Below are 25,535 nucleotides of genomic sequence, written 5' to 3'. Positions count from 1 at the left end.
AGCGATGCAACGCCTGATTCCCGCAAGCGAGCGCGACGACTGGCGCGCGGCGCTGGCCCCGCTCGGCGCCCTGGACCCGAGCTACCTGCCGGAATACCACCTGGCGTATGCGCTGCGCGTTGCGCATTCGCGCCCCTTGCTCTGGCATTTCTCATCGGACGGCCAGCATTTCCTTTATCCGTTCCTGCTGACGCCGGTGCTGCTGGGCACCGTGGCCACCCCGTATTTCGACATCACCAGCGTCTACGGCTATACCGGGCCGATCGCGACGACGGCCGACAGCCGGTTCCTCGCAGCCGCATGGGCGGCCTTCGACGGATACGCGGCGCAGCAGCGCATCATTGCCGAGTTCGTGCGCTTCAGTCCGTTCAACCGCAACCAAGGCTTTGCGCACCCGCAGGCCAGCGTGCTGGCCAACCGCACGCTGGCGGCATCGCAGTTGCCGGCCTCGGACCCGCCGGCTTCGCACCAGGCGCTACTGCAATCGCTGGGCGCGAAAACCCGCAACATGCTGCGCAAGGCCGAACGGGCGGGGCTGGTCGCGCGCGAGTTGCCCCTGCCGCAATACCTGCCGCAGTTTCGGGCCTTGTACGACGCCACCATGGAGCGCCACCAGGCGCCGCCATTCTTCCGCTACGACGATGCGTATTGGCAGCAACTGCTGGCGCTGGGAGCGCAGGGCTTGCGCCTGTTCGGCACGTTTGGTCGCTGCACTGGCGGCCGCATGACCGCAGCGGCCATGGCCATCGTTCATGGCGCCTCGGGCCTGTACCACCTGGGCGCGAGTGGGGATGAAGGCGCCGGGCCAGGCGCTGGCAACCTCAGCCTTTTCGCCATGTCCTGCGCGCTCATGGACAGCGGGGTCGGGTTTCTCAACCTGACGGGCGGGCGGACTGCCGCCCCGGACGATCCGCTGCTGCTATTCAAACGCAGCAATGCCAACGGCACGGCCGTCTTTCATATCGGTCAAAGAATCGTCGACCCCCCGGCATACAATGCCGTGGCGCGGCAATGGCAGCAGTTGCGGGGGGCGCCCCCGGAAGCCGGAAAAGTCGTTTTCTGGCGCTTTTGAGGGAATGCATGGACTTCATATCGAAGCAATTCGGCTTTCAGCCGGGCGAGCGCTGCATCGTCATCGGCGAGATCGGCGTCAACCACAATCGACAGCAAGACATGCTGTTTCGCCTGATCGACGAAGGCATCGCCGCCGGGCTCGACGTGATCAAGCTGCAACGCTTCAAAGCCGAGCAAGAGATCGCCATGCAGGCGCCTGCCGCCGACTACCAGAAAAGGGCCGGCGCAGGCGAGAGCCAGTTGCAGATGGCGCGCCAGTTGGAATTGCCCGACGCCTGGCTGACCCAGGCATTCGACTACTGCCGGCAACGCGGCGTCGGCTTTCTGTGCACGGCTTTCGACCACGGCAGCGTGGACTTCCTGGCCGATCGACTGGGCTGCAAGACGGTCAAGATACCCTCCCCGGAAGTGAGCAACAAGCCGCTGCTGCAACACATGGCCCGCAGGTTCGACGGCCTGCTGCTGTCCACCGGCGCCAGCTACCTGGGCGAAGTGGCCAACGCCATCGACTGGCTGGCCGCCGAGGCCGGCCCGCGCGAACTGGCGCTGATGCATTGCCTGTCCGAATACCCCGCCCCGGTGGAGCAGGCCAACCTGCGCGCCATGGCCAGCATGCGCGCGGCGTTCAAGGTGCCGGTCGGTTATTCCGACCACACGCCCGGCCAGGTGGCGGCGGTGGTGGCCGTGGGTCTGGGCGCTGCCATGATCGAGAAGCACTACACGCTCGACAAAAACCTGCCAGGCCCGGACCACCAGGCATCGCTGGACATCCCCGAGCTCAGGGCCTTCGTGACCGCCGTGCGCCAGGCCAGCGCCAGCCTGGGCGATGGCATCAAGCGCCCGGCGCCGGCGGAAATCGATAACCGCCCGCTGATCCGCAAAAGCGTGGTCTGCGCCGTGCCGGCCATCGAGGCCGGCACGGCGGTCACCGCAGCCATGCTGGGCGTCAAGCGCCCCTGGACGCGCGGCGCCGTCGAACCCTTCGAGATCGAGAAAATCCTGGGCCTGTCCCTGCGCCATGACAAGCAATACGATGAAGCCATCCTCTGGTCCGATTTCCGCTGACCCGGGCCGCCCGATCAGCCCGATCAGCCCGAGGATCCTGTGCATCAGCCTGGGCAGCATCGGCCGGCGCCATCTGCGCAACACCCGCGCGCTGCTGCCCCAGGCCCGCATCGCCGTCTGGCGCCAGCGTGCGGGCACTGGGGTTGCCCTGCCCGAAGGCGCCGACGACGTCGTCACCAGCCTGCAGCAGGCGCTGGCGTTCATGCCGGATGCCGTCCTGGTGTCATCACCGGCCAGCGAGCATGTGGCCAACGCCCGGCCGTTCGTGCAGCGCAACCTGCCGGTATTTCTGGAAAAGCCCCTGGCGGCACGCGGTGCTGACCTGGGCGACTTCCCGGCACTGTGCCGCGCCTCGTCCGGTTTCACCATGGTGGGCTACGTGCTGCGCTTCCTGCCGGCCCTGCACGCGATCCGGCAAGCGCTGCGCGACGGCCTGCTCGGCCAAGTGCACACGGCGCGCGTCGAGGTCGGCCAGTACCTGCCCGACTGGCGCCCTGGCAGCGACTACCGCCAAGGCGTGAGCAGCCAGCAGCGACTCGGTGGTGGCGCGCTGCTCGAGCTCAGCCATGAGATCGACTACGCCACCTGGCTGTTCGGCTGGCCGCAATCGCTGCAATGCAGCCGCGCCCGGCTGAGTTCGCTGGAAATCGATGTCGAAGACTCGGCCCATGTGCTGCTGGAGTACACCGACAAGCGCATCAGCCTGCAACTGGACTTCCTGCAGCGCGTGGTCCATATGGCCGTGCAAATCGTCGGCAGCAAAGGCACGCTGGTGGCCGATCTGGTCCGGCAAGAGTTGCGCTTGACCGACCCCGCCAGCCCGCAGGGCCGCAGCCTGGCAGCGCCGGCACTGCCCGACGGCAACGACATCTACCTGCGCCAGTTCGATTTTTTCTTCGCCAAAGCCCTGGCGGGCTACCAGCCGGTGGATCCCCAAACGCCCGGCTTCGATGCTTGGGCCGATGTCGACAGCGCGCACAAGGTGCTTGGGCTGATCGACCTGGCCAAGCAGGCCAGCGACACAGGACTGCGCCAGACCGTCCCATTCGCGCAGGCCCCGGCATGAACGCCACGGCCTTCATCTTCGCGCGCGGTGGCTCCAAGGGCGTGAAGAACAAAAACATCTACCCGGTCGCCGGCAAGCCGTTGATCGCCCACGGCATTGCCAGCGCGCTGGCCAGCCAGTCCGTCGGCCGCGTCGTGGTGTCGACCGACGATGCGCAGATCGCGGCGGTGGCACGGGAGCATGGCGCACAGGTTCTGGAGCGCCCGGCCGCGCTCGCCGACGACACCGCGCCGGAGCTTCTGGCCTGGCGGCACGCCATCGACAGCTTCCCGCAGTTGTTCACCGGCCCTGCGGCCCAGCCCTTCATCTCGTTGCCGGCCACCTCTCCCCTTCGGGCGGCGCAAGATGTGGACGCCGCGATCGGAAAATTCCGCAGCCATCCCTGCGACATACTGTTTGGCATCAGCCCGGCCCGGCGCAACCCGTACCTGAACATGGTGACCATCGACGCGCAGGGTTTCATCGAGATCGCCATCCCCGGCTCGACCGCCGCGCGCCGGCAGGATGTGCCCGAGATGTACGAGGTGACGACCTGTGTGTATGTCGGCGACGCGTCGTACATACAGTCCTGTACCCGCCTGATGCAGGGGCGCGTGGGCCATGTCGTCATCCCGCCCGAGCGCGCGCTGGATATCGACAGCTACTACGACATGCACTTGGCCCAGTGGCTGCTCACCCAGCCCTACCAAGCTTGCGCAAAGGATGCGCGATGAGCCGCAGGGGATCATCTTGGCCATGACCTGCCGCGTTGCCGCCATCACCGGCGGCGCCGGCCACATCGGCCGCGCCATTGCCCACAAGCTCGCCGACCGTGGTGTGCTGATCGCGGTGCTGGACAAGAGCGTGGCCACCGGCCAGGCCCTGATGTCGGAACTGCAAGCCCGGCACCCGGCAGGTCACCGCTTCATCGAAGCCGACCTGATGCAGCCCGAGTCCTTCGCGAGCATCCGCATGCAGATCGGGGCGAGCTTCGGTCGCCTGGACTATCTGGTGAACAACGCCGCCTTCTACGACGATGCCCCCGGCTGGGGCGTGCCCTTCGCGCAGGAGGGCTACGAAGCCTGGCTGAAGGTGCTGCGCGTCAACCTGCTGGCGCCCTTCTTTCTGGTGCAGACGCTGCACCCGCTGCTCGCGCAGTCCGACGATGCCGCCATCGTCAACATCGGCACCATGTACAGCGCGGTCGGTCCCGACTGGAGCCTGTACGAAGGCACGGACATGACCAACCCGGCCGCCTACTCGGCCAGCAAGGGCGGCTTGCTGGCCACCACGCGCTGGCTGGCCACGGCCCTGGCCCCGAAGGTGCGCGTGAACATGGTCTCGCCCGGCGGCATCGAGCGCAACCAAAGCCCGCGTTTTCGCGCGCGCTACAACCAGCGCACACCGCTGGGCCGCATGGGCACGGAAAACGACATTGCCGGCATGGTCTCGCTGCTGCTCTCGCCCGAAGGCGCCTACATCACCGGCCAGCACATGCTGATCGACGGGGGCTGGACGGCGTGGTGACACACAGCGCCCAAGCGGCCCAGATCGAGGCGTATGACGCGATGGCCCCGTTGTACGCCGAGTACAGCGGCAGGTACTGCGCCTACCTGGATGCGGTCGACCAACTGGTGATCGATCGTCTCAAGCCCGGCATCCGCCTGCTGGACCTGGGTTCGGGTGACGGCCGGCGGTTGCACAAGATCGCCGCGCACCATGGACTGACGGATGTCGTGGCCGTCGAGCCCAGCAGTGCCATGGCCGCCCTGTGCCGCAAGACCACCGGCTTTGCCGTGCACCAACTGTTTGGCGACGAGCTCGATCGCCTGCCGCAAACCGGCTTCGATGCCATCACCGTGCTGTGGAACGTGTTCGGCCACATGGCCGATGCCAGCGTCCGGCTCAAGACCCTGGGCCTGCTCAAAGCCAAACTGGCACCGGGCGGCACGATCATGCTGGACGTGAACAATCGCCACAACCGGCGCGCCTACGGGCGCTGGACGGTGTTCAGGCGCTGCCTGATCGACGCCCTGGCGTTCGACGACAAGCGCGGCGATGTGCACTACCAGTGGCAGATCGGCAACCAGTCGTTGCCCTCGTCCGGGCACCTGTTCACGCCGGCGGAGATGGCCGGGTTGTTCCAGCGCGCGGGGCTGGGCGTGGCCGAGCGCCTGTCGGTGAACTACGCCAGCGGCGCGGTTTGCGACTCACCGCTGGATGGCCAATTGTTTTTTCGGCTCCGGCACGGCAGCAGTGGGCGGGCCGGCCTCAGGGGTTGAACAGGTTCCGGGTTGTGGTCTCAGGTGCCGCGTTGCCACGGTACGGACCGGCCGACAAGCCCAAGCACCACCCCTGCAACCCGTTGCGCTGCGCCGCCGCCCGCTCCGAGCACCGTTTGCCCGGACCGTGCAGCGCCCGAAAAACCGGCGTCTGCCGGATCAACCGCCAACAGCGTGGGCAGATCTTCCAGCCGTTCCACGGCCACACCCAGGCCCCAACGGGACAGATCCATCCCGGATATTTGTACGTTTGGCGAAAAGCGCAGGCACACCACGCGCTTGCCCGCAACCGCCGCCTGCACACCGACGGTGGACATTTGTACGACCACATCATCCGCTGCGGCCAGCACCGGCAAAAGCGCCTCCCTGTCGGGGCAGCTCCAATGCACACGGGGGTGCGATTGCGGTGGCATGAAACTGCGCCAATCATTCGGGTGATGGCGCACGATCAGACCCGTCCCGGGATGTTCATCGACCCACCGGAACAATTGCTCCTGCACGATGTCGCTCAGGCCCGTACCTGCCCAGGGCGCCTGCGCGTCGTCAGGCTCGCGCTGACCCGCCCAAAGCAGCACGCGCAAGCCATTCCATCCGTGGACGGTGCGCCATTGGCGGCCGGCCGCCTCGGCGGTATGACCTGCGAATTCGTCAAAAGCCGGGTTGCCTGTGATCACGATGCGGTCTGCGGGAACACCCGCCGCCGCCAGGTTGGCGCGCGTGGTCTCGCACAGTACGGTAATGCGGTCTGCGTATATCTTGCGCTGAAGGTACGGGTCGGCGCGCAGTGCGAACAGGTCCACCATTGACAATGTTGGCACACCGAGCCCGACCGCCGCGTCGATGGCCGCCTGCTCACTACGCGGCGCGTTGGTTGCCACCACCACATCGGGCTTCAGGTGTTCGATCAAGCGCCGAAAGAAATGGATGGGATAAAAGCCCTGGCGCCCTTTTTGCGCGTAGAGCGCCTGCGCCGGGCCGATGCCGTGTTGCTGGACCAGATCCAGGAAATTGACTCCCAGGTACGCTGCCGTTTCTGCGCAGGTGACAGCAGGGTTGCTATTGCCTTCGGCCAGACGGGCGCCCCAGTCGGCCGCGAATGCCGGGTCGGTCAAATGCACGAAGTCTGCAAAACCCGACGCAGTTTCTCCGGCGGCGACGGCACCGGCATGCGCCGTGGTCAGCGCCATCAGTGTCACCTCCACGCCGGGTACTTGCGCGCGCAAGGAACTGAGCACGGGCAGCACCATTGCACTATGGCCAGCGCCGTAGGTCACGAAAAGCGCTTTCAATGGCTGCCCCCTTTGTCAGACGGATCTGTACAAGCCAGTAGCGGGGCTTTCTCAGTGCAAGTCGACATGACGGATGAATTTCGTCGGCGCGATGCCCATCAGGAGTTACACCCGATCATGGGATTCCAAGCCCATGCCGGCGATGGCGTAACCGGCAACACCGGCGCCAGCGCCCAAAACCATTTTCTTGCGCTTGCCCGGCATCAGTTTCGGCAGGCCATGGATGTCCACGAACCGGGCAGCCAGGGAACTGGCCGAATCTGCCATGGCCCTAGTGTCGCGTCACCGATCATCTGTCGGTCTGCGCTGGCCATCGAAGCGCATCGCGGCGTTGCATCGCTTGCCAATACGCTCGGTATTGGCTGCGCGCAGCCTACGACATCTGATCGGTGACGCGACACTAGGGTTCCCGCCCGCTGCTCGCTTCAAGCGCCCTCGGAGAAAAACTCTTGCAGCCACAGTTTGGTCATCAGCAGCGTGCGCAGGGGCTTGGTGTGGTTGTGCATGCCGCTGCGGTGCTCTTGCAACATGTGTTGCAGCCCGCTGGCATCGAAGCGGCCGCCATCGGGTAGCGCCAGGATGTCGCGCGCCCATGGGTAAAGCGGCCCTTTGATCCACTCGCCGATCGGTAGCGTGGGCATGGTCTTGGGCCGGAACACGAAGTCGTGGTCGTAATAGCTCTGCGCCACCCGCTTGAGGAAATGCTTGCCCACCCCTTGGTGGAACTTGGACTGGATCGGCAAACGCGCGAACAATTCGCTGACTCTGTGGTCCAGGAAGGGCGCGCGCCCTTCGATCGACCAGCAGGCGCCCATGCGATCGCTCTTGGGGGAGTCGTTGCCAGGCATCAGCGAGGTCAACTCGTAGGCGGCGACCTGTTCCATCGGCTCCAAGCCGCCAAAGGGTTCGATGATGCCCATGAACCTGTCGAACGCGCCTTCGGTGTGGGGCAGAAAAGACGGGCTCATCACCCGCTGGCGCTCTTGCCGGGTGCTGTAGCTGATGAGGTCGAAGTAGTCGCGCATCGAAAACCGGGCGCGCGTCATCCCGGAGAAAAATTGCGCGTTGTGGCGATAGCCCAGCATGACCTCGTCCGGGCCGTCGCCCGTGAACATGACGACCTTGCCCATCTGGTGCGCCCGGCGCGACAGCAGGTAGAACAGGAAAAACGAAAAGTCGCCATGCGGCTGCTCGGCATGCCGCACGACCGAGCGTGCAATGTCCGCAATATCGGCCGGTCGGATATCCAGTGCGCTCAGGTTGATGTTCAGGTCGGTGGCCACACGCTCGGCGTAAGCGTATTCGGAAAAACCTTGCTCTTCGATGCGCAGACCGATGGCGTCCAACCGGGGCTGCTTCCACTGGGGCAGCAAGTGATGGGCGATGACCGAAGAGTCGACGCCCCCCGAAAGAAACAGCCCCCCATCGACCTCAAAACGCATTTGCAGCTTGACGGCTTCGCCGAGCGCATTTTCCAGATCGGCCTGCGAGGCGTCGACGCGCTCGCCATCGAGCGGCCAGCGCCAGTAGCGCACAGGCTCGGAAAATCGGCCCGATCCGTAACGCATGAAACAGCCCGGCGGCAGATGATGGATGCCTTCGAAGCAGGTCTGCGGCGGTGGGCAGTAGTTGAAGCTGAACACATCGCCCAACGCCGATTCGTTGACTTTGCGCTCGAACTTTGGCAGCGCCAGGATGGCTTTGATCTCGCTGGCAAACGCCAGGCCGCCGCGATACGGCGCATAAAAGCAGGGCTTGATGCCCTGGCGGTCGCGGGCCAGCATGCCGGTCTGCGTGCGCTGGTCCCAGATGAAAAAGGCGAACATGCCGACCAGATCGTCGAGCATCTGTTCGCCCTTTTCGCACCACAGATGCACCAGCACCTCGGTATCGCAGCGCGATTTGAACCGGTAGCCCTTGGCCTGTAGCTGCTCGCGCAACTCGATGAAATTGAAGATCTCGCCGTTGAAGACAACCCAGACCTTGCCGTCGGTGCTCGACATCGGTTGCCTGCCGTTTTCGAGAGCGGCTATCTTCAGCAGGACATTGCCGACAATGGCACCGCCCAGGTCTTCGACAGCTTGTGCATCGACGCCGCGGTATCTGATGCTCCCGACCATCGCCCAGACATCGTCTTTCGTCACCCCCGTCGCGTTGACCACACCGGCTATCCCACACATGGCGATCCCCTCAAGTCTTTCATCGGTTCGTGCAGTCTTGCGGCTCCGGGGCGTTCGCGCGCAGCGCCTTGCCCGTGGGGTCTTCGTAGATCAACCGCAAAACGGGTGCCGGGATTATAGGCCGGCACCGGCCTTCAAGCCCGGCCGCTGGCGGCGCGCAGCAGCCACGGCGGTGGTGGAATGACGGATTTTCCGGGCCGGCCGTGGACCTGGCGCGCCGGCGCGCAACGCCGGGCCATCGCACTGTGGCCGGCGGTGCGATCGCCGGCCAGCACCGGTTCTTCCTGCGCCGTGGGCAACGGGCCATCGGGCGTGGCACGCGAATGCCCATTGCGGCGCCTGCATTTTCCATGGCCACCGGGGGCGCAGCCGGCAGCTACAACAGCATCGGCGGGGGGCTGGTGACGCTCAGAAAGTGGTCGAGCATATGGAAATGGTCTTCAAAGAACGCCTCTTCCAGCCCCGCCAGTTGCGCGATCGGCGTCCATTGCAACGGCCGCGCGTCGCCGTCAGCCGGCACGGCGGGCATGACGACCGGCAAGGGCGCGTCTTCCAGGTCGAAGCAATGCGTGTGCGTGACGCTGCGCCCACGCTGGCTGCGGTCGGGATGGTCGAACACGGCCACGGATTGCAACGCGGCGCGCAGCCGGGCCTCGGGCAATGGGCACCGGGTTTGCTCGCGCAACGCGCGCAGGCACGACTGCCACAGCGTTTCCCGCGGCCCGAGAAAACCACCGGGCAACGCCAGCAGTCCTTTGCCGGGTGCGTGGGCACGGCCGATCAGCAGCACCTGGTCTTGGCAGCGCAGCACGGCGGCGACCGTCACGAACACCGGCGGCCAGGGCGCGGCGGCCCAAGCCTGGCGGTAGTCGCGCAGCATGCGCCATTCCTGTTGCAGCGCGAGGTACGGCGGGGTTTGCGCAAAGCACTCCAGCGCGGCCAGGGTGCTGGCGGGGATCTCATCGGCCAGCGCGGCCAGCGCCGGGCGCACGCTGGCCGGCGTCGCGCCCAGGTAGGCGTCGCGGATGGCGCTGGCGTCGATACGGCCCTGGCGTTGCACGGGCATCAACTCCCAGTCGGGGAAGGCGCTCAGGTAGCTGCTGGTGGCGTCCTTGAAATGGCCGACCAGTCCGATGCGCGCGCCGCCGGCCGTGAACGGCGCCACCGCCCGGTGCACGGCCTGCACCCAGACGGCCTGGTTGTAGTAGTCCCGCACCGGCAGCAGTTGCACGCGCGCTTGGTCGGCATCGGGCAGCACGGCGCGCAGCATGGCCTCGCGCTCCTGCCAGGTGAAGGGGTTTTTCGGCGAGCGGGCCTGCCAGGCCGAGCCCAGCACCACGATGACCTGCCGCGCACTGGCCAGCGCGCGTTGCAGCAACACCCGGTGGCCGTTGTGCACGGGCTGGAAACGCCCGATGTAGATGGCGGTGTCGTGCATGGCGCTCCGGTTCCGGTAGGTGTCTCCAGCCCTCGTGTCGCGTCACCGATCATCTGTCGGTCTGCGCTGGCCATCGAAGCGCATCGCGGCGTTGCATCGCTTGCCAATACGCTCGGTATGGGCTGCGCGATGCGCCTTGCGCTGCGCTCCGATGGCTGCGCGCAGCCTACGACATCTGATCCGTGACGCGACACTAGTCTCTGGCCAGTCCATTGCAGCGGGCCGCTGGCGCATGGTCTGGCGGCGCTGTCAGCCCTCTTTTCTGTGGTGCTCGCCGGGTGACAGTCCGGCTGCCGCGCGCAGCGCAGCCGCTTTGTCCGTCCGCTCCCAGGTGAACTCAGGCTCTTCGCGGCCGAAGTGGCCGTAGGCGGCGGTTTTTTCGTAGATCGGGCGCAGCAGGTCGAGCATCTGGATGATGCCCCGGGGGCGCAGGTCGAAATGCTGCTTGATCAGCGCGGCGATGCGCTCGTCGGCAATCACACCCGTGCCCTCGGTGTACACGGTGATGTTCATCGGCTCGGCCACGCCGATCGCGTAAGCCACCTGGATCTGGCATTGGCGCGCCAGACCGGCGGCCACGACGTTCTTGGCCACATGGCGGGCGGCGTAGGCGGCGGAGCGGTCGACCTTGGTCGGGTCCTTGCCGCTGAACGCGCCGCCGCCATGCGGGCAGGCCCCGCCGTAGGTGTCGACGATGATCTTGCGGCCCGTCAGGCCGCAGTCGCCCTGCGGGCCGCCGGTGACGAAGCGGCCGGTGGGGTTGATCAGGAAGCGCGTGTCGTGCAGCCATTCTTTGGGCAGCACGGGCCGGATGATTTCCTCGATCACCGCGTCTATGAAGCTCTGCTTCATGGTGGTGGCGGTGGCCGATTGGTCCGGGTGGTGCTGGGTCGAGAGCACCACGGTGTCGATGCTGTGGGGCTTGCCGTCCACATAGCGCAGCGTGACCTGGCTCTTGGCGTCAGGGCGCAAAAAGGGCAGGCGCCCGTCCTTGCGCAACTGGGCCTGGCGCTCGACGAGGCGGTGCGCGTAGTAGATCGGCGCGGGCATCAGCTCGGGCGTTTCGTCGCAGGCGTAGCCGAACATCAGGCCCTGGTCGCCGGCGCCGGTGTTCAAATGGTCGTCGCTGGCATGGTCCACGCCCTGGGCGATGTCGTTGCTTTGCTTGTCGTAGGCCACGAGCACGGCGCAGCCCTTGTAGTCGATGCCGTAGTCGGTGTCGTCATAGCCGATGCGCCGGATGGTGTCGCGCGCCACCTGTATGTAGTCCACATGGGCGTTGGTGCTGATCTCGCCGGCCAGCACCACCAGGCCGGTGTTGGTCAATGTCTCGGCGGCAACGCGGCTGCGCGGGTCTTGCCGCAAGAGGGCATCGAGAATCGCGTCCGAGATTTGGTCGGCCACCTTGTCGGGGTGGCCTTCGGAGACCGATTCCGAGGTGAAGAGAAAGTCGTTCGCCATTTGAATAAACTCCTGTGGTGGTTCGGCATTTGGGCGTTGCCCTGACCCCGTAGGAGCTATGGCGAACGCTTTAGCAGAGTTTTTTAACGTCGCCCTGCAAGTTGCTCATTTAACTCAGCGACCCGTGGATTTTAATGCCAGTTGTCTTGCGTTTCTTTTCCGTGCTTCCGCTGTGGTTGCTGCATGCGCTGGGTGCCGCGCTGGGCTGGGTGGCGTTTTGTGCGTCCGCCAGGTACCGGCAGCGCTTTTGCGCTCATGCGGCGCTGGCCGGCTATTCGTTCGGCGCGGTGCGCGCCGCCGTGGCCCATGCCGGCCGCATGGTGGCCGAACTGCCGCGCCTGTGGCTGGGCGCGCCGCTGCCCTGCCGCCTGGAGGGCGGCGCCTGCGTCGAGCAGGCCTACGCGGCCGGGCGCGGCATCGTCTACCTGACGCCGCACCAAGGCTGCTTTGAACTGTCGGCCCAGGCTGCGGCGCGGCGCTGGAGCGCAGCGCATGGGCCGATCACCGTGCTCTACCGGCCGGCGCGCCAAGCCTGGCTGGCCCGGCTGATGGCCACTGCGCGCAACCGGCCCGGCATGTTGGCCGTGCCCACCACGCTGGCCGGCGTGCGGCAGATGCTGCTGGCCCTGCGCCGCGGCGAGGCCGTGGGCCTGCTGCCCGACCAGGTGCCGCCCGCAGGGCAGGGCCATTGGGCGCCATTCTTTGGCCGTGATGCCTACACCATGACCCTGGCCGTGCGCCTGGCCCGGCAGACTGGCGCTGCCATCGTGCTGGCGCGCTGCGAGCGCCTGGCCTGGGGGCGCGGTTTCGTCACCCACTTCGAGCCGCTGGCAGCGCCGCTGGCCAGCCCGTTGGAGGCCGCCGTGTTGCAGATCAACCAGGCCATGGAGCAGTTGATCAGGCAATGCCCCGGGCAGTACCTCTGGGGCTATGCACGCTACAAGCCGCCGCGCGCCGAGGCTGCAAGCCCTGCGGAGCCGGGCGCATGACGGGGCATGTGGGCGGACGCATGAAGGTGCTGCTGCGCTTCGGGGGACGCCTGGTGGTGCCGCTGATGCGGGTGCTGGCGCACCTGCCGCTGCCGGTGCTGCGCGGCCTGGGCTGGCTGATAGGGCGCATCCTGTTCGTGCTGGCCGCGCCGCGCCGGCGCGTGGCATTGCGCAATCTGGCCCTGTGCTACCCGGATGCCTGCGGGCGGCAGCGCCGCCAATGGGCGCGCGAGACCTTTGTGGCGTTCTGCCAGTCCTGGCTCGACCGCAGTTGGCTATGGTTTGCGCCGCGCGAGGTGGTGTTGCGGCGCGTGCGGTTGCAGGGGGCGCTGGAGGAACTCGAGGGCAGCCAGCCGGCCATCATCTTTGCCCCGCATTTCTACGGCATGGACGCCGGCGGCTCGGCGCTGGCGCTGCATACGTCGCGGGCGTTCACGTCGATCTTCTCGACCCAGCCCGATCCGGCAATCGATGCCTGGTTTCGCGCCGGCCGCCAGCGCTTTGGCGATGTGCGCATGCTCAACCGCAGCGACGGCGTCAAGCCCATCGTCTCCAGCCTGCGCCAAGGCGGCCTGCTGTACCTGCTGCCGGACATGGACTTTGGCCGCAACGACTCACTGTTCGTGCCGTTCTACGGAGTGCGGGCGGCCACCGTGCCCTCGCTGTCGCGTTTTGCGCGGCTCGGACGGGCCAAGGTGCTGGCGCTGGTCACGCGCCTGACACCCACCGGCTACTGCGCCGAAATCACCCCCGCCTGGCCCGGCTACCCGACCGGCGACGCCGAGGCCGACACCACCTTGATGAACGCCAAGCTGCAAAGCTATATCGACATCGCGCCCGGCCAGTATTACTGGGTGCACAAGCGCTTCAAGACCCGCCCCGAGGGCGAACCCCCGGTGTATTCCTGAGCGCCTGGGCACCGAACGCCGGGACGCGGTGCGCGGGGCCATTTCCATCCGCATGGCGTTGCCCGGGCATTCGCGATGCCCCGCTGTCCGCAGTCGACAGGGCCTGGAACAGACCGGTGTGGCAGCCAGCAGATGGTCCGCCCTTGTCCTTGTGTTGCCTGGACGGTGCGATGCGGCCGGCTCCCCCAGCGGCCAGTCCATACACATCCCATGCCCATCCTTGGGCGGCTTGCCCCGGGCGTTGCAGGTGAAATCCCGCACGGCATCGGGCACCCGGGCCTGGGCGGTGACGAAAGCAGGGCATCCACTGAGGGCGCCACCGACAAGCCCGCCAACGACGGCGCCTTGCATGCAAGCGACCCGGCCAACGACGACCTCGCCGCGCAGTTCCCGCTGACCGATGGCGGCATCCTGGACATCGCGGAAATCCTGGCCAGACTGGGCAATGCAATCCATGGTTCCAAGAGCGCCAACGGCACCACGGGCAATGGCACTAGGCGCTCCGGGGGAGCATGACAACCTGTACCCCCGGGACGCAGTCGCTGATGGCGCCAGCGCTTGCGGCACCACCGCCGATCCGCCGTGGCCCGGCGGGGCAGACCCGGAACCGGGCCTCGTCGGCGTTCCGGATTCCATGGAATCGAGCGCGTGGTTGCCGTGAAAAAATCCTCAGGCTGAATCGGCGCCCGGCGCCGCCGGATGCGCCCATTGCCACAGCAGCCAGGCCACTTCGTCGACCCCTTGCTTTTTCAGGGCCGAGAACAGCCGCACCTGGCCGCCGCCGGCCTGCAAGCGCGTCACGGACAGCGCCTTGGCCTGCTCGGCGCGTGTGAGCTTGTCGGCCTTGGTCAGCACGATGAGGAATTTCAGGCCCTGCTGCACGCGCGGGCGCAACACTTCGAGCAGGGCTTCGTCGAGTCCGGTCAGGCCCAGGCGGGGGTCGCACAGCAGCACGATGCCGGTCAGTCCCGGGCGGCTGACCAGGTAATTGACCATCACCTGTTGCCAGCGCATTTTGTCCGAGCGCGAGACGGCGGCATAGCCGTAGCCGGGCAGGTCGGCCAGCACGGCGTCCATCACGCCCTGCCGGCCCAGTGCGAACAGGTTGATGTGCTGGGTGCGCCCCGGTTTTTTCGACGCAAACGCCAGTTGCTTTTGCTGGGTGAGGGTGTTGATGCAGGTGGATTTGCCGGCGTTGGAGCGGCCCACGAAGGCGATTTCGGGCACGGCCAGCGGCGGCAGATGGTGCAGTTGCGCGGCCGTGGTCAGGAACTTGGCGGTGTGCATCCAGCCCATGGCGATCTTCGCCTCGGGTGCCGGGGCGCCAGCCATGGGCGTGATCGGGGTGCTGGTCATGGGGCCTTGTTTGTTGTCGGGAACAAGGCCAGGCCTTGGGATGCGTGCGAGCCGCATTGTAGAATCACCGGGCTTTGCGCACATCCAATACAGAACCCTCGATATGAAGTTGCTCGCCTCCTTGCTGACGGCTGCCGCGCTGGCAGCATCTGTTGTCGCACCGGTTGCCCCGGCTTTGGCTGCGGGGGATGCGGTCAAAACCAGGCCCGATCTCGCCAAGGGCGAGGCCAGCTTCAGCGCCGTGTGCGCGAGTTGCCACGGCGCCGACGGCAACTCGGCCGCCGTTACCGACCCCAAGCTGTCGCAGCAGCATCCTGAGTACCTGCTCAAACAGTTGCAGGAATTCAAGTCCGGCAAGCGCCGCAGCGCGGTGATGCAGGGCTTTGTCAGCGCCCTGTCGGATGAGGACATGCGCAACATGGCCTACTGGCTGACCACCCAACCGGCCAAGGCCGGTTTCGCCAAGGACAAGGATCTGATCGCGCTGGGCGAGCGCATCTACCGCGGCGGCATTGCCGAGCGCCAGATCGCGGCCTGCGCCGGCTGCCACAGCCCGAACGGCGCGGGCATTCCTGCGCAATACCCCCGTCTGTCGGGCCAGCATGCCGAATACACGGTGGCGCAGTTGAATCTGTTCCGCGACGGCGGGCGCGCCAGCAGCCTGCCGATGGCCCAGGTGGCGGCCAAGCTCAATGACAAGGAGATCAAGGCGGTGGCCGATTACATTGCCGGTCTGCGCTGATTTTTGCCATACTTTTTGCCATCCCGGCCCGAGCCAACCGTCAACGACAAACCCCGACAGGGCGGGGCCATCGCGCAGATGGTCCCGCCTTTTTGTTTTCACCTCCCCTGGCTGTCCGTATCCATATCCATCCTCTGCTGCCCATGTCCGATCAGCGTCGCATTCCGTCGGCTTCCCGGGCCTTGCGCACCGGGGTCGAACTACTGTCTTCGATGCGCTTTGCGATCTCGCTGTTGGCGCTGATCTGCATTGCCTCGGTGATCGGCACGGTCTTGAAGCAGCATGAACCGGCGGTCAACTACGTCAACCAGTTCGGGCCTTTCTGGGCCGCCCTGTTTGCTGCGCTCGGGCTGAACGCGGTGTACAGCGCCTGGTGGTTCCTGTTGATCCTGGCCTTTTTGGTGCTCAGCACCTCGCTGTGCATCGCGCGCAACACGCCCAAGATCTTCGTCGACCTGCGGGCCTACAAGGAAAACATCCGCGCGCAAAGCCTGCAAGCCTTTCACCACAAGGCGCAGGCGGAACTGCCCGAATCTGCGCAAGCTGCGGCGCGGCGCATGTCCACGCTGCTGGCCGGCGCCGGCTGGAAGGTGCGCTTGCAGCAGCGCGGCAGCGCCGCCGGCCTCGATGCAAGCCCGGACGCAAGCTCCGGCTGGATGGTGGCGGCCAAGGCCGGCGCCGCGAACAAGCTCGGCTACCTGGCCGCGCACAGCGCCATCGTGCTGGTGTGTCTGGGGGGGCTGCTCGATGGCGAACTGATCGTGCGCGCCCAGATGCTGCTGGGCGGCAAGACGCCGTACCAGGGCGGCGGTCTGATCGCCGATGTCGGGCCTGAGCACCGGCTGTCGCTGCGCAACCCCAGCTTTCGCGGCAATCTGCTGGTGGCCGAGGGCACGCAGTCGGGCACGGCCGTGCTGAGCCAGCCCGACGGCGTGCTGTTGCAGGAGTTGCCTTTTGCCATCGAGCTCAAGAAGTTCATCGTCGAGCATTACTCCACCGGCATGCCCAAGCTGTTCGCCAGCGAGATCGTCATCCACGACAAGGCCACGGGCGCAACGCTGCCGGCCCGCGTCGAGGTGAACCATCCGGTCAGTTACCAGGGCATAGAGATCTACCAGGCCAGCTTTGACGACGGGGGCTCGCAGCTCACGCTGCACGCGCTGCCGATGGCAGCGGGCGCCCAGTCCTTCGAGGTGCAGGGCGTGGTCGGCCAAGCCATGCCGCTGGCCAGGCAAGGCAGCGACTTGACGCTGGAGTTCACGGCGCTGCGCACCATCAATGTCGAGAACTTCGGCGCCGCCGCCGGCGAGGATCAGCCCGCGTCGGACCTGCGCGCGTCGCTGCAAGCGCGCCTGGGCGCGGCGAACAAGGCGGCCGGCAACAAAGAACTGCGCAACGTAGGCCCCAGTGTGGGTTACAAGCTGCGCGATGCGGCGGGACAGGCGCGTGAATTCCACAACTACATGCTGCCCGTGGACACCGGCGACGGCGTGCCGGTGTTTTTGCTGGGCGTGCGCGAAGCGCCGTCCCAGCCCTTGCGCTACCTGCGCATTCCGGCCGATGAGCAGGGCGGCATGGATGGCTTCATGCGCCTGAAGGCGGCGCTGGCCGACCCGAACGCGCGCGCGCAGGCCGTGCAGCGCTATGTGGCGCAGGCCACCGATGCCGCGCGCCCCGATCTGGCCGAGCCATTGCAACAGTCGGCTGCGCGCGTGCTGGCGCTGTTTGCCGGCACGGGCATGGCCCAGGGCCAATCCGGCGGCGGGCTGCAGCTCGTGTCCGACTTCATGCAGACCCATGTGCCCGAGGCCGAGCGCGAAAAGGCCAGCCAGGTGCTGGTGCGCATTCTGAGCGGCAGCCTGTTCGAGCTGGCCCAGTTGTCACGCCAGCGCGCCGGCCTGCCGCCCTTGGTGCAGGACGAGGCCACCCGGGGCTTCATGACCCAGGCTTTGTTCGCGCTCAGCGATGCGCAGATCTACCCGGCACCGATGGTCTTTGCACTCAAGGACTTCACCCAGGTGCAGGCCAGCGTCTTTCAGGTGGCACGCGCCCCGGGCAAGTCGATCGTCTATCTGGGCTGCGCCTTGCTGATACTGGGCATTTTTGCCATGCTCTACGTGCGCGAGCGGCGCATATGGGTCTGGCTGGCGCCCCAGGGGGAGCGCAGCCTGGCCACGATGGCCTTGTCGACCAACCGCAGGACCATCGATGGCGACCAGGAGTTTGCGCGGCTGGCCCAGCAACTGCTCGGGGCCAAACCCCAAGAACCCCAAGAACCCGGAGAATCCCGGCAACCCCACGAAGGCAAGCACCCATGAATACCGCCACGATCACTCTGACCCAGGGCTTTTTGTCCCGCCGCAGCGGCCAGGACTGGCTGTTTGCCGCCATCGTGCTCGTGGGCGGCCTGTATGCGTTGCAGCATGGCGGCGGCGCGATGGACATCTACGACAAGTGCATCCTGCTCGGGGCCATGGTGAGCGCGGTCTGGCTGGGCTGGTTCTGGCGCGCGCTGCAGTGGCTGATGCTCGGCGTGGCGGCAGCGGTGCTGTCGGCGATCGGTCTGTACCAGCAGGGCGGCGCGGGCAGTCTGGCGCGGGCCGAGACGGTGTTCGGCCTGAAATACTTTTTGTCGAGCCAGTCCGCCATCCTGTGGATGAGCATGCTGTTCTTCATCAGCACCGCTTTTTACTGGGTCGGCATGTTCGCGCGCGGCGAAGGCCGGACCCTGGGCCTGATCGGCTCGCGCATCGCCTGGCTGGCGCTGGCCATGGGCCAGATCGGCAGCCTGGTGCGCTGGTACGAGGGCTACCTGATAGGCGCGGACGTCGGCCATATCCCGGTCAGCAACCTGTATGAAGTGTTCGTGCTGTTTTGCTGGATGACCACCGTCTTTTACCTGTACTACGAGCAGCACTACCGCACCCGCGCGCTGGGCGGCTTCGTGATGCTGGTGGTCAGCGCTGCGGTCGGCTTTCTGCTCTGGTACACCGTGGTGCGCGAGGCGCACGAGATACAGCCGCTGGTGCCGGCCCTGCAAAGCTGGTGGATGAAGCTGCATGTGCCGGCCAATTTCATCGGCTACGGCATGTTCGCGCTGTCGGCGATGGTCGCGTTTGCCTATCTGATCAAGCTGCATGCGCGCCCGGCCCGCTGGTACCGGTTGGCGCCGCTGTGGCTGCTGGGCGTGGTGCTGTGCTTCGAGCCGATGGTCTTTCGCCCGGGCGCAGGGGCGGGCGGGGCCAGCTACTGGATGGTCTACTTCGGCATCTCGGCGTTCATCGTCGCCGGCATCCTGCTGGGGCGCCGGCGCATTGCCGAGCGCTTGCCCGCCTTCGAGATCCTCGACGACGTGATGTACAAGGCCATTGCGGTGGGCTTTGCGTTCTTTACCATCGCCACCGTGCTGGGCGCCCTGTGGGCCGCCGAAGCCTGGGGCGGCTACTGGAGTTGGGACCCGAAGGAAACCTGGGCACTGATCGTCTGGCTGAACTACGCGGCCTGGCTGCACATGCGCCTGATGAAGGGCCTGCGCGGCACCCTGTCGGCCTGGTGGGCCTTGGCCGGCCTGGCGATCACCAGCTTTGCCTTTTTGGGTGTGAACATGTTCCTCAGCGGGTTGCATAGCTACGGCACGCTGTGAAACCGCCAGTGTTGTCGCGTCATCGGTCGGATGTCGTAGGTTGCGCGCAGCCGTCGGAGCGCGGACCGACAGATGATCGGTGACGCGACACCAGGCCCGGGGGTTTCAGACGCCGTTGGCCACGGCCCGCAGCGCCGGGCGCATCTGCCGGCTGATGGGGTCGATGCGGGCGCTGGGGATTTGGTAGACCTGCTCGTCGAACAGGTCGATGCCGCACATCAGGCTTTCCACCCAGGCAAAAAAGTCGTCGATCGCCTCTTGGCCCTGGATCGGGGCGCCATGCTGCGGCACCAGCATGTCGATGTCCAGTTGCCGCGCCATGCGCGCCCACAGGCGCAGGATTTTGTTGGCGACCATGTAGCGGCGGTGAAAACCTTCCATCTGCGGGATATGCGCTTTCAGGTCGGTCACGGGCTGGCCCGCTTGCGCGCCCGTGACCATGGACACCCCCAGGTCGCCGGTGAACAGGATGCGGCTGACCGGGTCGTAGAAGTGGAAATTGCCTTCCGAATGCAGGAAATGCGCGGGCAGCAAGAGCAGATCGTTGCGCCCCAGGGGCAAGCGCCCGCCACTGTCGGGCACGCCGATCACGCGGTTGTCGGACTTGCCCACCTTGGTGAAGTGCGGCGCAAAGCGTTCCCACACGCGCGAGATCACCAGCGGGGCGGCGGTGCTGCTCATCCACCGGTCGAGCGAGCCGATGATGTCCGGGTCGGCATGTGAAGCGATCAGGTAGGACAACTGGCGGGGCGGGAAATGCCGGCTCACCGCCATGAACAACTCGTTGAAGGCCAGGTTGCCGCCCGGATCGATCAGTGCTCCCGCGTCCTCGTCAATGATCAGGAATTGGTTGGCTTGCACGGCATGGCCGTTTTCCTCGATCAGGTCGCTGAACATCAGGCAACAGTGATTCCTGTCGCGGTAGAGTTCCAAGGTCATGGGGGCCTATGTCGTTCGTGTAAGTAAAGTTCAAAGTGTGAACCAACTGTACGGTGCCGTTGTGGCGAACGTTTGATGTGAATCAAACATCTCGGCATGGCCTGTGCTTGATGGGCCGTTTGTGCCTCGGTCAGCGGGGGGTGGACGCTGCCGATGCGGGTATGGCGGGTGCGGCGGGCGTAGTGGGCGCAGCCGAAGGCGGTGTGGTCTGCTGGCGGGCGGGCAGGTACAACGGGCCGCGTTGGCCGCAGCCGATCAGCAGCGCCGCACTGGCGCCGGCCAGGGTGGCCAGGAGCAACGCGCTGGCGGCACGGGCGGCCATCGTGGTGCGGGTGGAGGTTTTCGACATGCGCGGCAATGCTCACTGTGCGGGTGGCGCCGTGGCGCCGTGTTGCAGCCCGGGCCGGCGGCGCAGCCTGCGCGCCAGCCATTGGCCGAGGTCATCGACGGCGGTGAACACCGCCGGAATCACCAGCAGGCTCAGCAGCGTGGAGGTGATCAGCCCGCCGATCACCGCCACCGCCATCGGTGAGCGAAAACTGGGGTCGGCAACGCCCAGGCCCAGGGCAATCGGCAGCATGCCTGCGCCCATGGCCAGCGTGGTCATGATGATCGGGCGTGCCCGCTTGTGGCAGGCGTCGATCAGCGCCTGCTCGCGCGCCATGCCATGCGCGCGCCGCGCCAGGATGGCGTACTCGACCAGCAAGATCGAGTTCTTCGTGGCGATGCCCATCAGCATGACCAGGCCGATCAGCGACGGCATGGAAAAACTCTTGTGCGCGATCAGCAGCCCGACGAACGCGCCGCCCAGCGACAACGGCAGCGCCGCCAGGATGGTGACCGGGTGCAGGAAGTCCTTGAACAGCAGCACCAGCACGATGTAGATGCACAGCACGCCGGTCAGCATCGCCAGGCCGAAGCTGGCGAACAGCTCGCCCATGACCTCGGCGTCGCCGATCTCGACCTGGTGCACGCCGGGCGGCAGGTTTCTGATCGCGGGCAGGGCCTGCACGGCTTTGCTGACATCGCCCAGCGGCTGGCCGGACAGCTCGATCTCGAAGTTCACGTTGCGCGCGCGGTCATAGCGATCGAGCACGGCCGGGCCGCCGCTGAACTCCAGCGTCGCCACCTGGCCCAGCATCACCGGGCCTTTGCTGCCGGGCACGGCCAGGCGTTCGAGCAGCGCCAGGTCGCCGCGCGCGCCGTCTTGCAGCTTGACGACGATCGGAACTTGGCGCGAGGCCAGGTTGAGTTTGGGCAGCGCCATGTCGTAGTCGCCCATGGTGGCGATGCGCAGCGTCTCGGCGATGGCGCTGCTGGTCACGCCCAGGTCGGCGGCGCGCGCAAAATCCGGGCGCACGGCGATCTCGGGCCGCACCAGGCTGGCCGTGGAGGCAATGCTGCCCAGGCCGGCAATGCGGCGCAGGTCTTGCTCCACGGCCTGCGCCGCCGTGGCCAGGGCCTGGGGATCGTCGCCCGAGAGCGCCAGCACATAGACCTCGCCCGAGCCGCCCAGGCCGACCTTGCTGCGCACGCCGGGCAGGGTGTCGAGCGCGGCGCGAATCCGGTTTTCCACCTCCTGCTTGCGGGGCCGCTGGCCGCGCTCTGCGAGCATGATGGTGAGCGTGGCCCGGCGCGTTTCGGCCGTGGCGCCCATGAACGGGTCGCTGCCGGCCGCGCCGCCGCCGATGGTGGTGTAGACGCTCTCGACATGATCGAGCCGGGCGATGCGCAGGCGCGCGTCCTCGGCGCTGGCGCGGGTCTGCGCCAGCGTGGCGCCGGGCGGCAGTTCCAGGCGGACCTGGGTCTGCGCGTTGTCATCGGGCGGGATGAAGCCCGTGGGCAGCAGCGGGATCAGCGCCAGCGAGCCGACGAAAAACGCCGACGTGGCCACGAAGGTGATCCAGCGGTGCCGGATGCACCAGGCCGCGCAGCGCAGGTAGCAGCGCATCCAGCGCGGGTCCGGCTGCGGGCCGGCGATCGGTTTGAGCAGGTACGCGGCCATCATCGGCGTCAGCAGGCGCGCCACCACCAGGCTGGCAAACACCGCCAGCGCTGCGGTCCAGCCGAACTGCTTGAAGAACTTGCCGGGGATGCCGCTCATGAAAGCCGTGGGCAGAAACACGGCGATCAGCGTGAAGGTGGTGGCCACCACGGCCAGGCCGATCTCGTCGGCGGCTTGCAGCGCCGCCTGGTAGGGCGTTTTGCCCATGCGCAGATGGCGCACGATGTTCTCGACCTCGACGATCGCGTCATCGACCAGGATGCCCACCACCAGCGACAGCGCCAGCAGCGTGACCACGTTGATCGAAAAACCCAGCAGCAGCATGCCGACGAACGCCGGAATCACCGACAGCGGCAGCGCCACGGCCGAGACCAGGGTGGCGCGCCAGTCGCGCAGGAACAGCCAGACCACCAGCACGGCCAGCAGCGCACCCTCGTACAGCAGGTGCATGGAGCCATCGTATTCCTGCTGCACCGGCAGCACGAAGTTGAAGGCTTCGGTGATCTCCAGGTCGGGGTACTGCGCGCGCAACTCCTGGAGCGCGGCCTGCACGGCGGCGCCCACCTCCACCTCGCTGGCGCCCCTGCTGCGCGCGACCTCGAAGCCGACCACCGGCTTGCCATCGAGCAGCGCCAGCGCGCGCGGTTCGGCGATGGTGTCCGACACCGTGGCCAACTGGTCCAGGCGCACCGCGCGGCCATCGGGCAGCGCCAGTGTCAGAGCGGCCAGTTCCTGCGCCGATCGCACCGTGGCCAGCGTGCGCACCGGCTGCTCGCTGCCGCCCAGGTCGGTGCGGCCGCCGGCGCTTTCGGTCTGCACCAGCCGCAGTTGGCGCGACAGATCGGCGGCCGAGGCCGACAGCGCCTGCAACTTGACCGGCTCCAGCGCCACCTGCAACTGCCGGTCCACCCCGCCGACGCGGTTGACGGCGCCCACGCCGCGCACGGCCAGCAGCTTGCGCGTCACGGTATCGTCGACAAACCATGACAGCGCCTCGTCGTCCCTGCGCGCCGAGGCTAGTGTCGCGTCACCGATCATCTGTCGGTCTGCGCTGGCCATCGAAGCGCATCGCGGCGTTGCATCGCTTGCCAATACGCTCGGTATTGGCTGCGCGATGCGCCTTGCGCTGCGCTCCGATGGCTGCGCGCAGCCTACGACATCTGATCCGTGACGCGACACTAGCGTGAACGCCAGCACCGGCTGCCCGGCCAGGTCCATCTTGGTCACGCTCGGCTCGCGCATGTCGCCGGGCAAATCGCCGCGGATTCCGGCCACCGCCGAGCGCACATCGTCGAGCGCCTCCTGCGTGGGCTTGTCCAGCCGGAACTCGGCCCGGATGCTGGCGCTGCCGTCCTGCACCCTGCTGTAGATATGCTTGAGACCTTGCAGCGTGGCGATGCTGTTTTCGATCTTGCGCACGACATCGTTTTCCAACTGCGCCGGCGCGGCCCCGGGCAGCGCTACCGCGACGACGATCGTCGGCAGGTCTATGTCCGGAAAGTTCTGCACCTTCATCGTGTCGAACGCCAGCAGGCCGCCAAAGCCCAGCAGCACGAACAGCATCAGCGCAGGGATCGGGTTCCTGATGGCCCAGGCGGAGGCATTCATCAAGAATGCTCTTCAATGGATGGCTGAAGGCGCGTGCTTTGCCTGCGCTACCGGTGTTTTCTGCGTGGAATCCTGGGAGGCGACCACGCGCACCAGGTCGCCGTCGTTGAGAAAACCCGCGCCCTGCACGGCGATCCAGGACTGCGCGTCCAGGCCCGCGAGCAGTTCCACCCGGTCGGCCACGCGGCGGCCGGTTTGCACCTTGCGCTGCTGCACGCGCTGATCGGCGCCGAGCACGAACACGTAAGAGAAACCATCGCGCAGCACCAGCGCCTGCTGCGGCACCGTGAGCGCGGCACTGCTGCCCAGGTCGAACTCGCCGCGGGCAAACATGCCGGCGCGCAGTTGCGCGTGGGCCGGCAGGTCGACATAGACCAACGCATTGCGCGTGTGCGGATCGACCGTCGGGGCCAACATGCGCACCCGGCCCTCGAGCACCGCGCCGCCGGCGGTCGTGACGCTGACCCGGGTGCCCGGCGTGATGCGGTGCAGTTCGGCGGCGGTGACCTCGGCGCGCCATTCCAGCCGGCCCTTGCGCAACATGCGAAACAGCTCGGTGCCTGCGCTCACCACGGCGCCCACGGTGGCCGTGCGCGCCGAGATCACGCCGCCGTCGGGGGCCAGCACCCGGGTCTGGCGCAGGCGCAGCAACTGCGCATCCAGGCCCGCCTGCGCGGCCTGCACCCGGGCCTGCGCGGTCTTGTCGGCCGTGGTCAACTGCGCGATTTGCTGCACGCTCAACGCGCCCGTGGCCTGTAGCGAGCGGGCCCGGTCGGCGTTGGCCTGGTCCTCGGCGGCATGGGCCTGGGCTTCGAGCAGGCTGGCGCGCGCCTGGGCGACATCGGCCTGCACGGTGTCGGTCGCAAAGCGGGCCAGCACTTGGCCCGCCTGAACCCTGTCACCCACATTGACCAGCACCTCGGTCAGGCGCAGGCCATGGCTTTCGGCGCCAATGCTGGCCTCTTGCCAGGCGGCCACATCGCCGTTGGCTGCCAGCCGCAGCGCGATGGTGCTGCGCTGCGGTTGCGCCTGAGTCACCGTGAGCGCCGGCCGGGCCGGGCCTGCCTCAGACTCGTTGGCCGCGCGCGATGCGCCGGTCACCAGCAACGCGCCGGCCGCAGCCAGCGCCAAGGCGGCGGCCAGAGCGGCGCAGGAGATTTTGAAAGAGGGCATCTGCCATATCCATTGCATCGGGTGATGGATTCATTCGGCCTGAAAACCGCAGTTCGCATCCGGCGATCGGAGGGCCGGGCGGCGGCCCATCGCCGGATGTCGCCGAATCATACCTTGGCGCGGACAGCGGCCGATGGGGCATACCGCCTTATCGACCGCCTTATCGGGCGAGAATCTCCCGCACCCACTTTGCCGGGTTTGCGCGTCCCGCCCCGGGGCCATGATGTGCCGGACGGCACACCAGCCCATGCCGGTTCCGGAGACCGTTGGGCAGGTGCCAGGCCAGGCATGGCATGGCCGGCGGTGGGTGCGGGGCGGCGCCGCCGTTCCCATTGGCA

At 67.0% G+C, this 25,535-nt stretch carries 22 protein-coding genes and 1 pseudogene; 13 read left to right on the top strand and 10 right to left on the bottom strand.

What is annotated here, in order from left to right; translation table 11 throughout:
• The first annotated feature begins 4 nt into the window (after positions 1-4).
• From VEIS_RS23525 to VEIS_RS23500, 6 genes and pseudogenes are all read left to right on the top strand, one after another.
• On the top strand, positions 5-1,072 hold the full coding sequence (locus tag VEIS_RS23525; RefSeq protein ID WP_011812522.1) for a GNAT family N-acetyltransferase: 1,068 nt from the start codon (positions 5-7) through the stop codon (positions 1,070-1,072).
• Between the two features lie 8 nt (positions 1,073-1,080).
• The gene (locus VEIS_RS23520; RefSeq protein ID WP_011812521.1) at positions 1,081-2,139 is read left to right on the top strand and encodes an N-acetylneuraminate synthase family protein; all 1,059 of its coding nucleotides are present in this window, start codon (positions 1,081-1,083) and stop codon (positions 2,137-2,139) included.
• Positions 2,108-3,205 (top strand): Gfo/Idh/MocA family protein, encoded by a 1,098-nt coding sequence (locus VEIS_RS23515; protein WP_041950314.1) that lies wholly within the window; start codon positions 2,108-2,110, stop codon positions 3,203-3,205. The genes VEIS_RS23520 and VEIS_RS23515 overlap by 32 nt, the downstream gene beginning before the upstream one ends.
• Positions 3,202-3,918 (top strand): acylneuraminate cytidylyltransferase family protein, encoded by a 717-nt coding sequence (locus VEIS_RS23510; RefSeq protein ID WP_011812520.1) that lies wholly within the window; start codon positions 3,202-3,204, stop codon positions 3,916-3,918. The genes VEIS_RS23515 and VEIS_RS23510 overlap by 4 nt, the downstream gene beginning before the upstream one ends.
• Positions 3,806-4,696: pseudogene (locus tag VEIS_RS23505) on the top strand (SDR family NAD(P)-dependent oxidoreductase); the annotation flags it as partial. The gene VEIS_RS23510 and the pseudogene VEIS_RS23505, both read left to right, overlap by 113 nt.
• Before the next feature lie 11 nt (positions 4,697-4,707).
• On the top strand, positions 4,708-5,466 hold the full coding sequence (locus VEIS_RS23500; RefSeq protein ID WP_157048651.1) for a class I SAM-dependent methyltransferase: 759 nt from the start codon (positions 4,708-4,710) through the stop codon (positions 5,464-5,466).
• 20 nt (positions 5,467-5,486) lie between these two features.
• Here VEIS_RS23500 and VEIS_RS23495 read toward each other — a convergent pair whose 3' ends face one another.
• The 4 genes from VEIS_RS23495 to VEIS_RS23485 all read right to left on the bottom strand — a co-directional run bounded on the left by VEIS_RS23495 (position 5,487) and on the right by VEIS_RS23485 (position 10,373).
• On the bottom strand, positions 5,487-6,755 hold the full coding sequence (locus tag VEIS_RS23495) for a glycosyltransferase (protein WP_011812517.1): 1,269 nt from the start codon (positions 6,753-6,755) through the stop codon (positions 5,487-5,489).
• Positions 6,756-6,958: 203 nt separating this feature from the next.
• Complete coding sequence (locus tag VEIS_RS27315) at positions 6,959-7,156, bottom strand: hypothetical protein (RefSeq protein ID WP_083758705.1); 198 nt, start codon at positions 7,154-7,156, stop codon at positions 6,959-6,961.
• 24 nt (positions 7,157-7,180) lie between these two features.
• A complete protein-coding gene (asnB, locus tag VEIS_RS23490) occupies positions 7,181-8,935 on the bottom strand; it encodes an asparagine synthase (glutamine-hydrolyzing) (protein WP_011812516.1) in 1,755 nt (584 codons plus the stop codon).
• Positions 8,936-9,311: 376 nt separating this feature from the next.
• On the bottom strand, positions 9,312-10,373 hold the full coding sequence (locus VEIS_RS23485; protein ID WP_011812514.1) for a bifunctional nicotinamide-nucleotide adenylyltransferase/Nudix hydroxylase: 1,062 nt from the start codon (positions 10,371-10,373) through the stop codon (positions 9,312-9,314).
• A 34-nt stretch (positions 10,374-10,407) separates the two neighbouring features.
• On the opposite strand from VEIS_RS23485, the gene VEIS_RS30965 reads away from it, so the two are divergent.
• Entirely contained in the window at positions 10,408-10,740 is a 333-nt protein-coding gene (locus VEIS_RS30965; RefSeq protein ID WP_232287789.1) for a hypothetical protein, read from the top strand.
• Here the strand turns inward: VEIS_RS30965 and metK are convergent.
• On the bottom strand, positions 10,623-11,834 hold the full coding sequence (metK, locus tag VEIS_RS23480) for a methionine adenosyltransferase (RefSeq protein ID WP_011812513.1): 1,212 nt from the start codon (positions 11,832-11,834) through the stop codon (positions 10,623-10,625). The two genes, VEIS_RS30965 and metK, sit on opposite strands and share 118 nt — an antisense overlap.
• Before the next feature lie 134 nt (positions 11,835-11,968).
• Here metK and VEIS_RS23475 point away from each other — a divergent pair, with 134 nt between their 5' ends.
• The 3 genes from VEIS_RS23475 (at position 11,969) to VEIS_RS23465 (ending at position 14,247) form a co-directional block, all read left to right on the top strand.
• Positions 11,969-12,823 carry a lysophospholipid acyltransferase family protein gene (locus tag VEIS_RS23475; protein ID WP_011812512.1) on the top strand — a complete coding sequence of 285 codons (855 nt, stop codon included), beginning with the start codon at positions 11,969-11,971 and terminating at the stop codon, positions 12,821-12,823.
• 20 nt (positions 12,824-12,843) lie between these two features.
• The gene (locus VEIS_RS23470) at positions 12,844-13,731 is read left to right on the top strand and encodes a lysophospholipid acyltransferase family protein (protein WP_041950312.1); all 888 of its coding nucleotides are present in this window, start codon (positions 12,844-12,846) and stop codon (positions 13,729-13,731) included.
• Between the two features lie 210 nt (positions 13,732-13,941).
• On the top strand, positions 13,942-14,247 hold the full coding sequence (locus VEIS_RS23465) for a hypothetical protein (RefSeq protein WP_041950311.1): 306 nt from the start codon (positions 13,942-13,944) through the stop codon (positions 14,245-14,247).
• Positions 14,248-14,400: 153 nt separating this feature from the next.
• Here the strand turns inward: VEIS_RS23465 and yihA are convergent, their stop codons facing one another.
• Positions 14,401-15,087, bottom strand: a complete 687-nt coding sequence (gene yihA / locus VEIS_RS23460) for a ribosome biogenesis GTP-binding protein YihA/YsxC (protein ID WP_011812509.1) — start codon at positions 15,085-15,087, stop codon at positions 14,401-14,403.
• 103 nt (positions 15,088-15,190) lie between these two features.
• Between yihA and VEIS_RS23455 the strand changes: the two genes are divergently transcribed.
• The 3 genes from VEIS_RS23455 (at position 15,191) to ccsB (ending at position 19,472) form a co-directional block, all read left to right on the top strand.
• Complete coding sequence (locus VEIS_RS23455; protein ID WP_011812508.1) at positions 15,191-15,829, top strand: c-type cytochrome; 639 nt, start codon at positions 15,191-15,193, stop codon at positions 15,827-15,829.
• 143 nt (positions 15,830-15,972) lie between these two features.
• Positions 15,973-18,147 (top strand): cytochrome c biogenesis protein ResB, encoded by a 2,175-nt coding sequence (locus VEIS_RS23450; protein WP_011812507.1) that lies wholly within the window; start codon positions 15,973-15,975, stop codon positions 18,145-18,147.
• The gene (ccsB, locus tag VEIS_RS23445; RefSeq protein ID WP_011812506.1) at positions 18,144-19,472 is read left to right on the top strand and encodes a c-type cytochrome biogenesis protein CcsB; all 1,329 of its coding nucleotides are present in this window, start codon (positions 18,144-18,146) and stop codon (positions 19,470-19,472) included. The genes VEIS_RS23450 and ccsB overlap by 4 nt, the downstream gene beginning before the upstream one ends.
• 105 nt (positions 19,473-19,577) lie before the next feature.
• Here ccsB and VEIS_RS23440 read toward each other — a convergent pair whose 3' ends face one another.
• The 4 genes from VEIS_RS23440 to VEIS_RS23425 form a co-directional block, all read right to left on the bottom strand.
• The gene (locus VEIS_RS23440; RefSeq protein ID WP_011812505.1) at positions 19,578-20,411 is read right to left on the bottom strand and encodes an oxygen-binding di-iron domain-containing protein; all 834 of its coding nucleotides are present in this window, start codon (positions 20,409-20,411) and stop codon (positions 19,578-19,580) included.
• 130 nt (positions 20,412-20,541) lie between these two features.
• Positions 20,542-20,760: a lipoprotein gene (locus VEIS_RS23435; protein WP_041950310.1), complete on the bottom strand. Its 219-nt coding sequence runs from the start codon at positions 20,758-20,760 to the stop codon at positions 20,542-20,544.
• Positions 20,761-20,772: 12 nt separating this feature from the next.
• Complete coding sequence (locus tag VEIS_RS23430; protein WP_011812503.1) at positions 20,773-24,024, bottom strand: efflux RND transporter permease subunit; 3,252 nt, start codon at positions 24,022-24,024, stop codon at positions 20,773-20,775.
• A 12-nt stretch (positions 24,025-24,036) separates the two neighbouring features.
• A complete protein-coding gene (locus VEIS_RS23425) occupies positions 24,037-25,197 on the bottom strand; it encodes an efflux RND transporter periplasmic adaptor subunit (protein ID WP_041951241.1) in 1,161 nt (386 codons plus the stop codon).
• Positions 25,198-25,535: the final 338 nt, after the last annotated feature.

It is taken from the genome of Verminephrobacter eiseniae EF01-2, from assembly GCF_000015565.1.
Lineage (GTDB): Bacteria > Pseudomonadota > Gammaproteobacteria > Burkholderiales > Burkholderiaceae_C > Acidovorax > Acidovorax eiseniae.
This window is presented reverse-complemented; position numbering and strand designations above follow the sequence as displayed.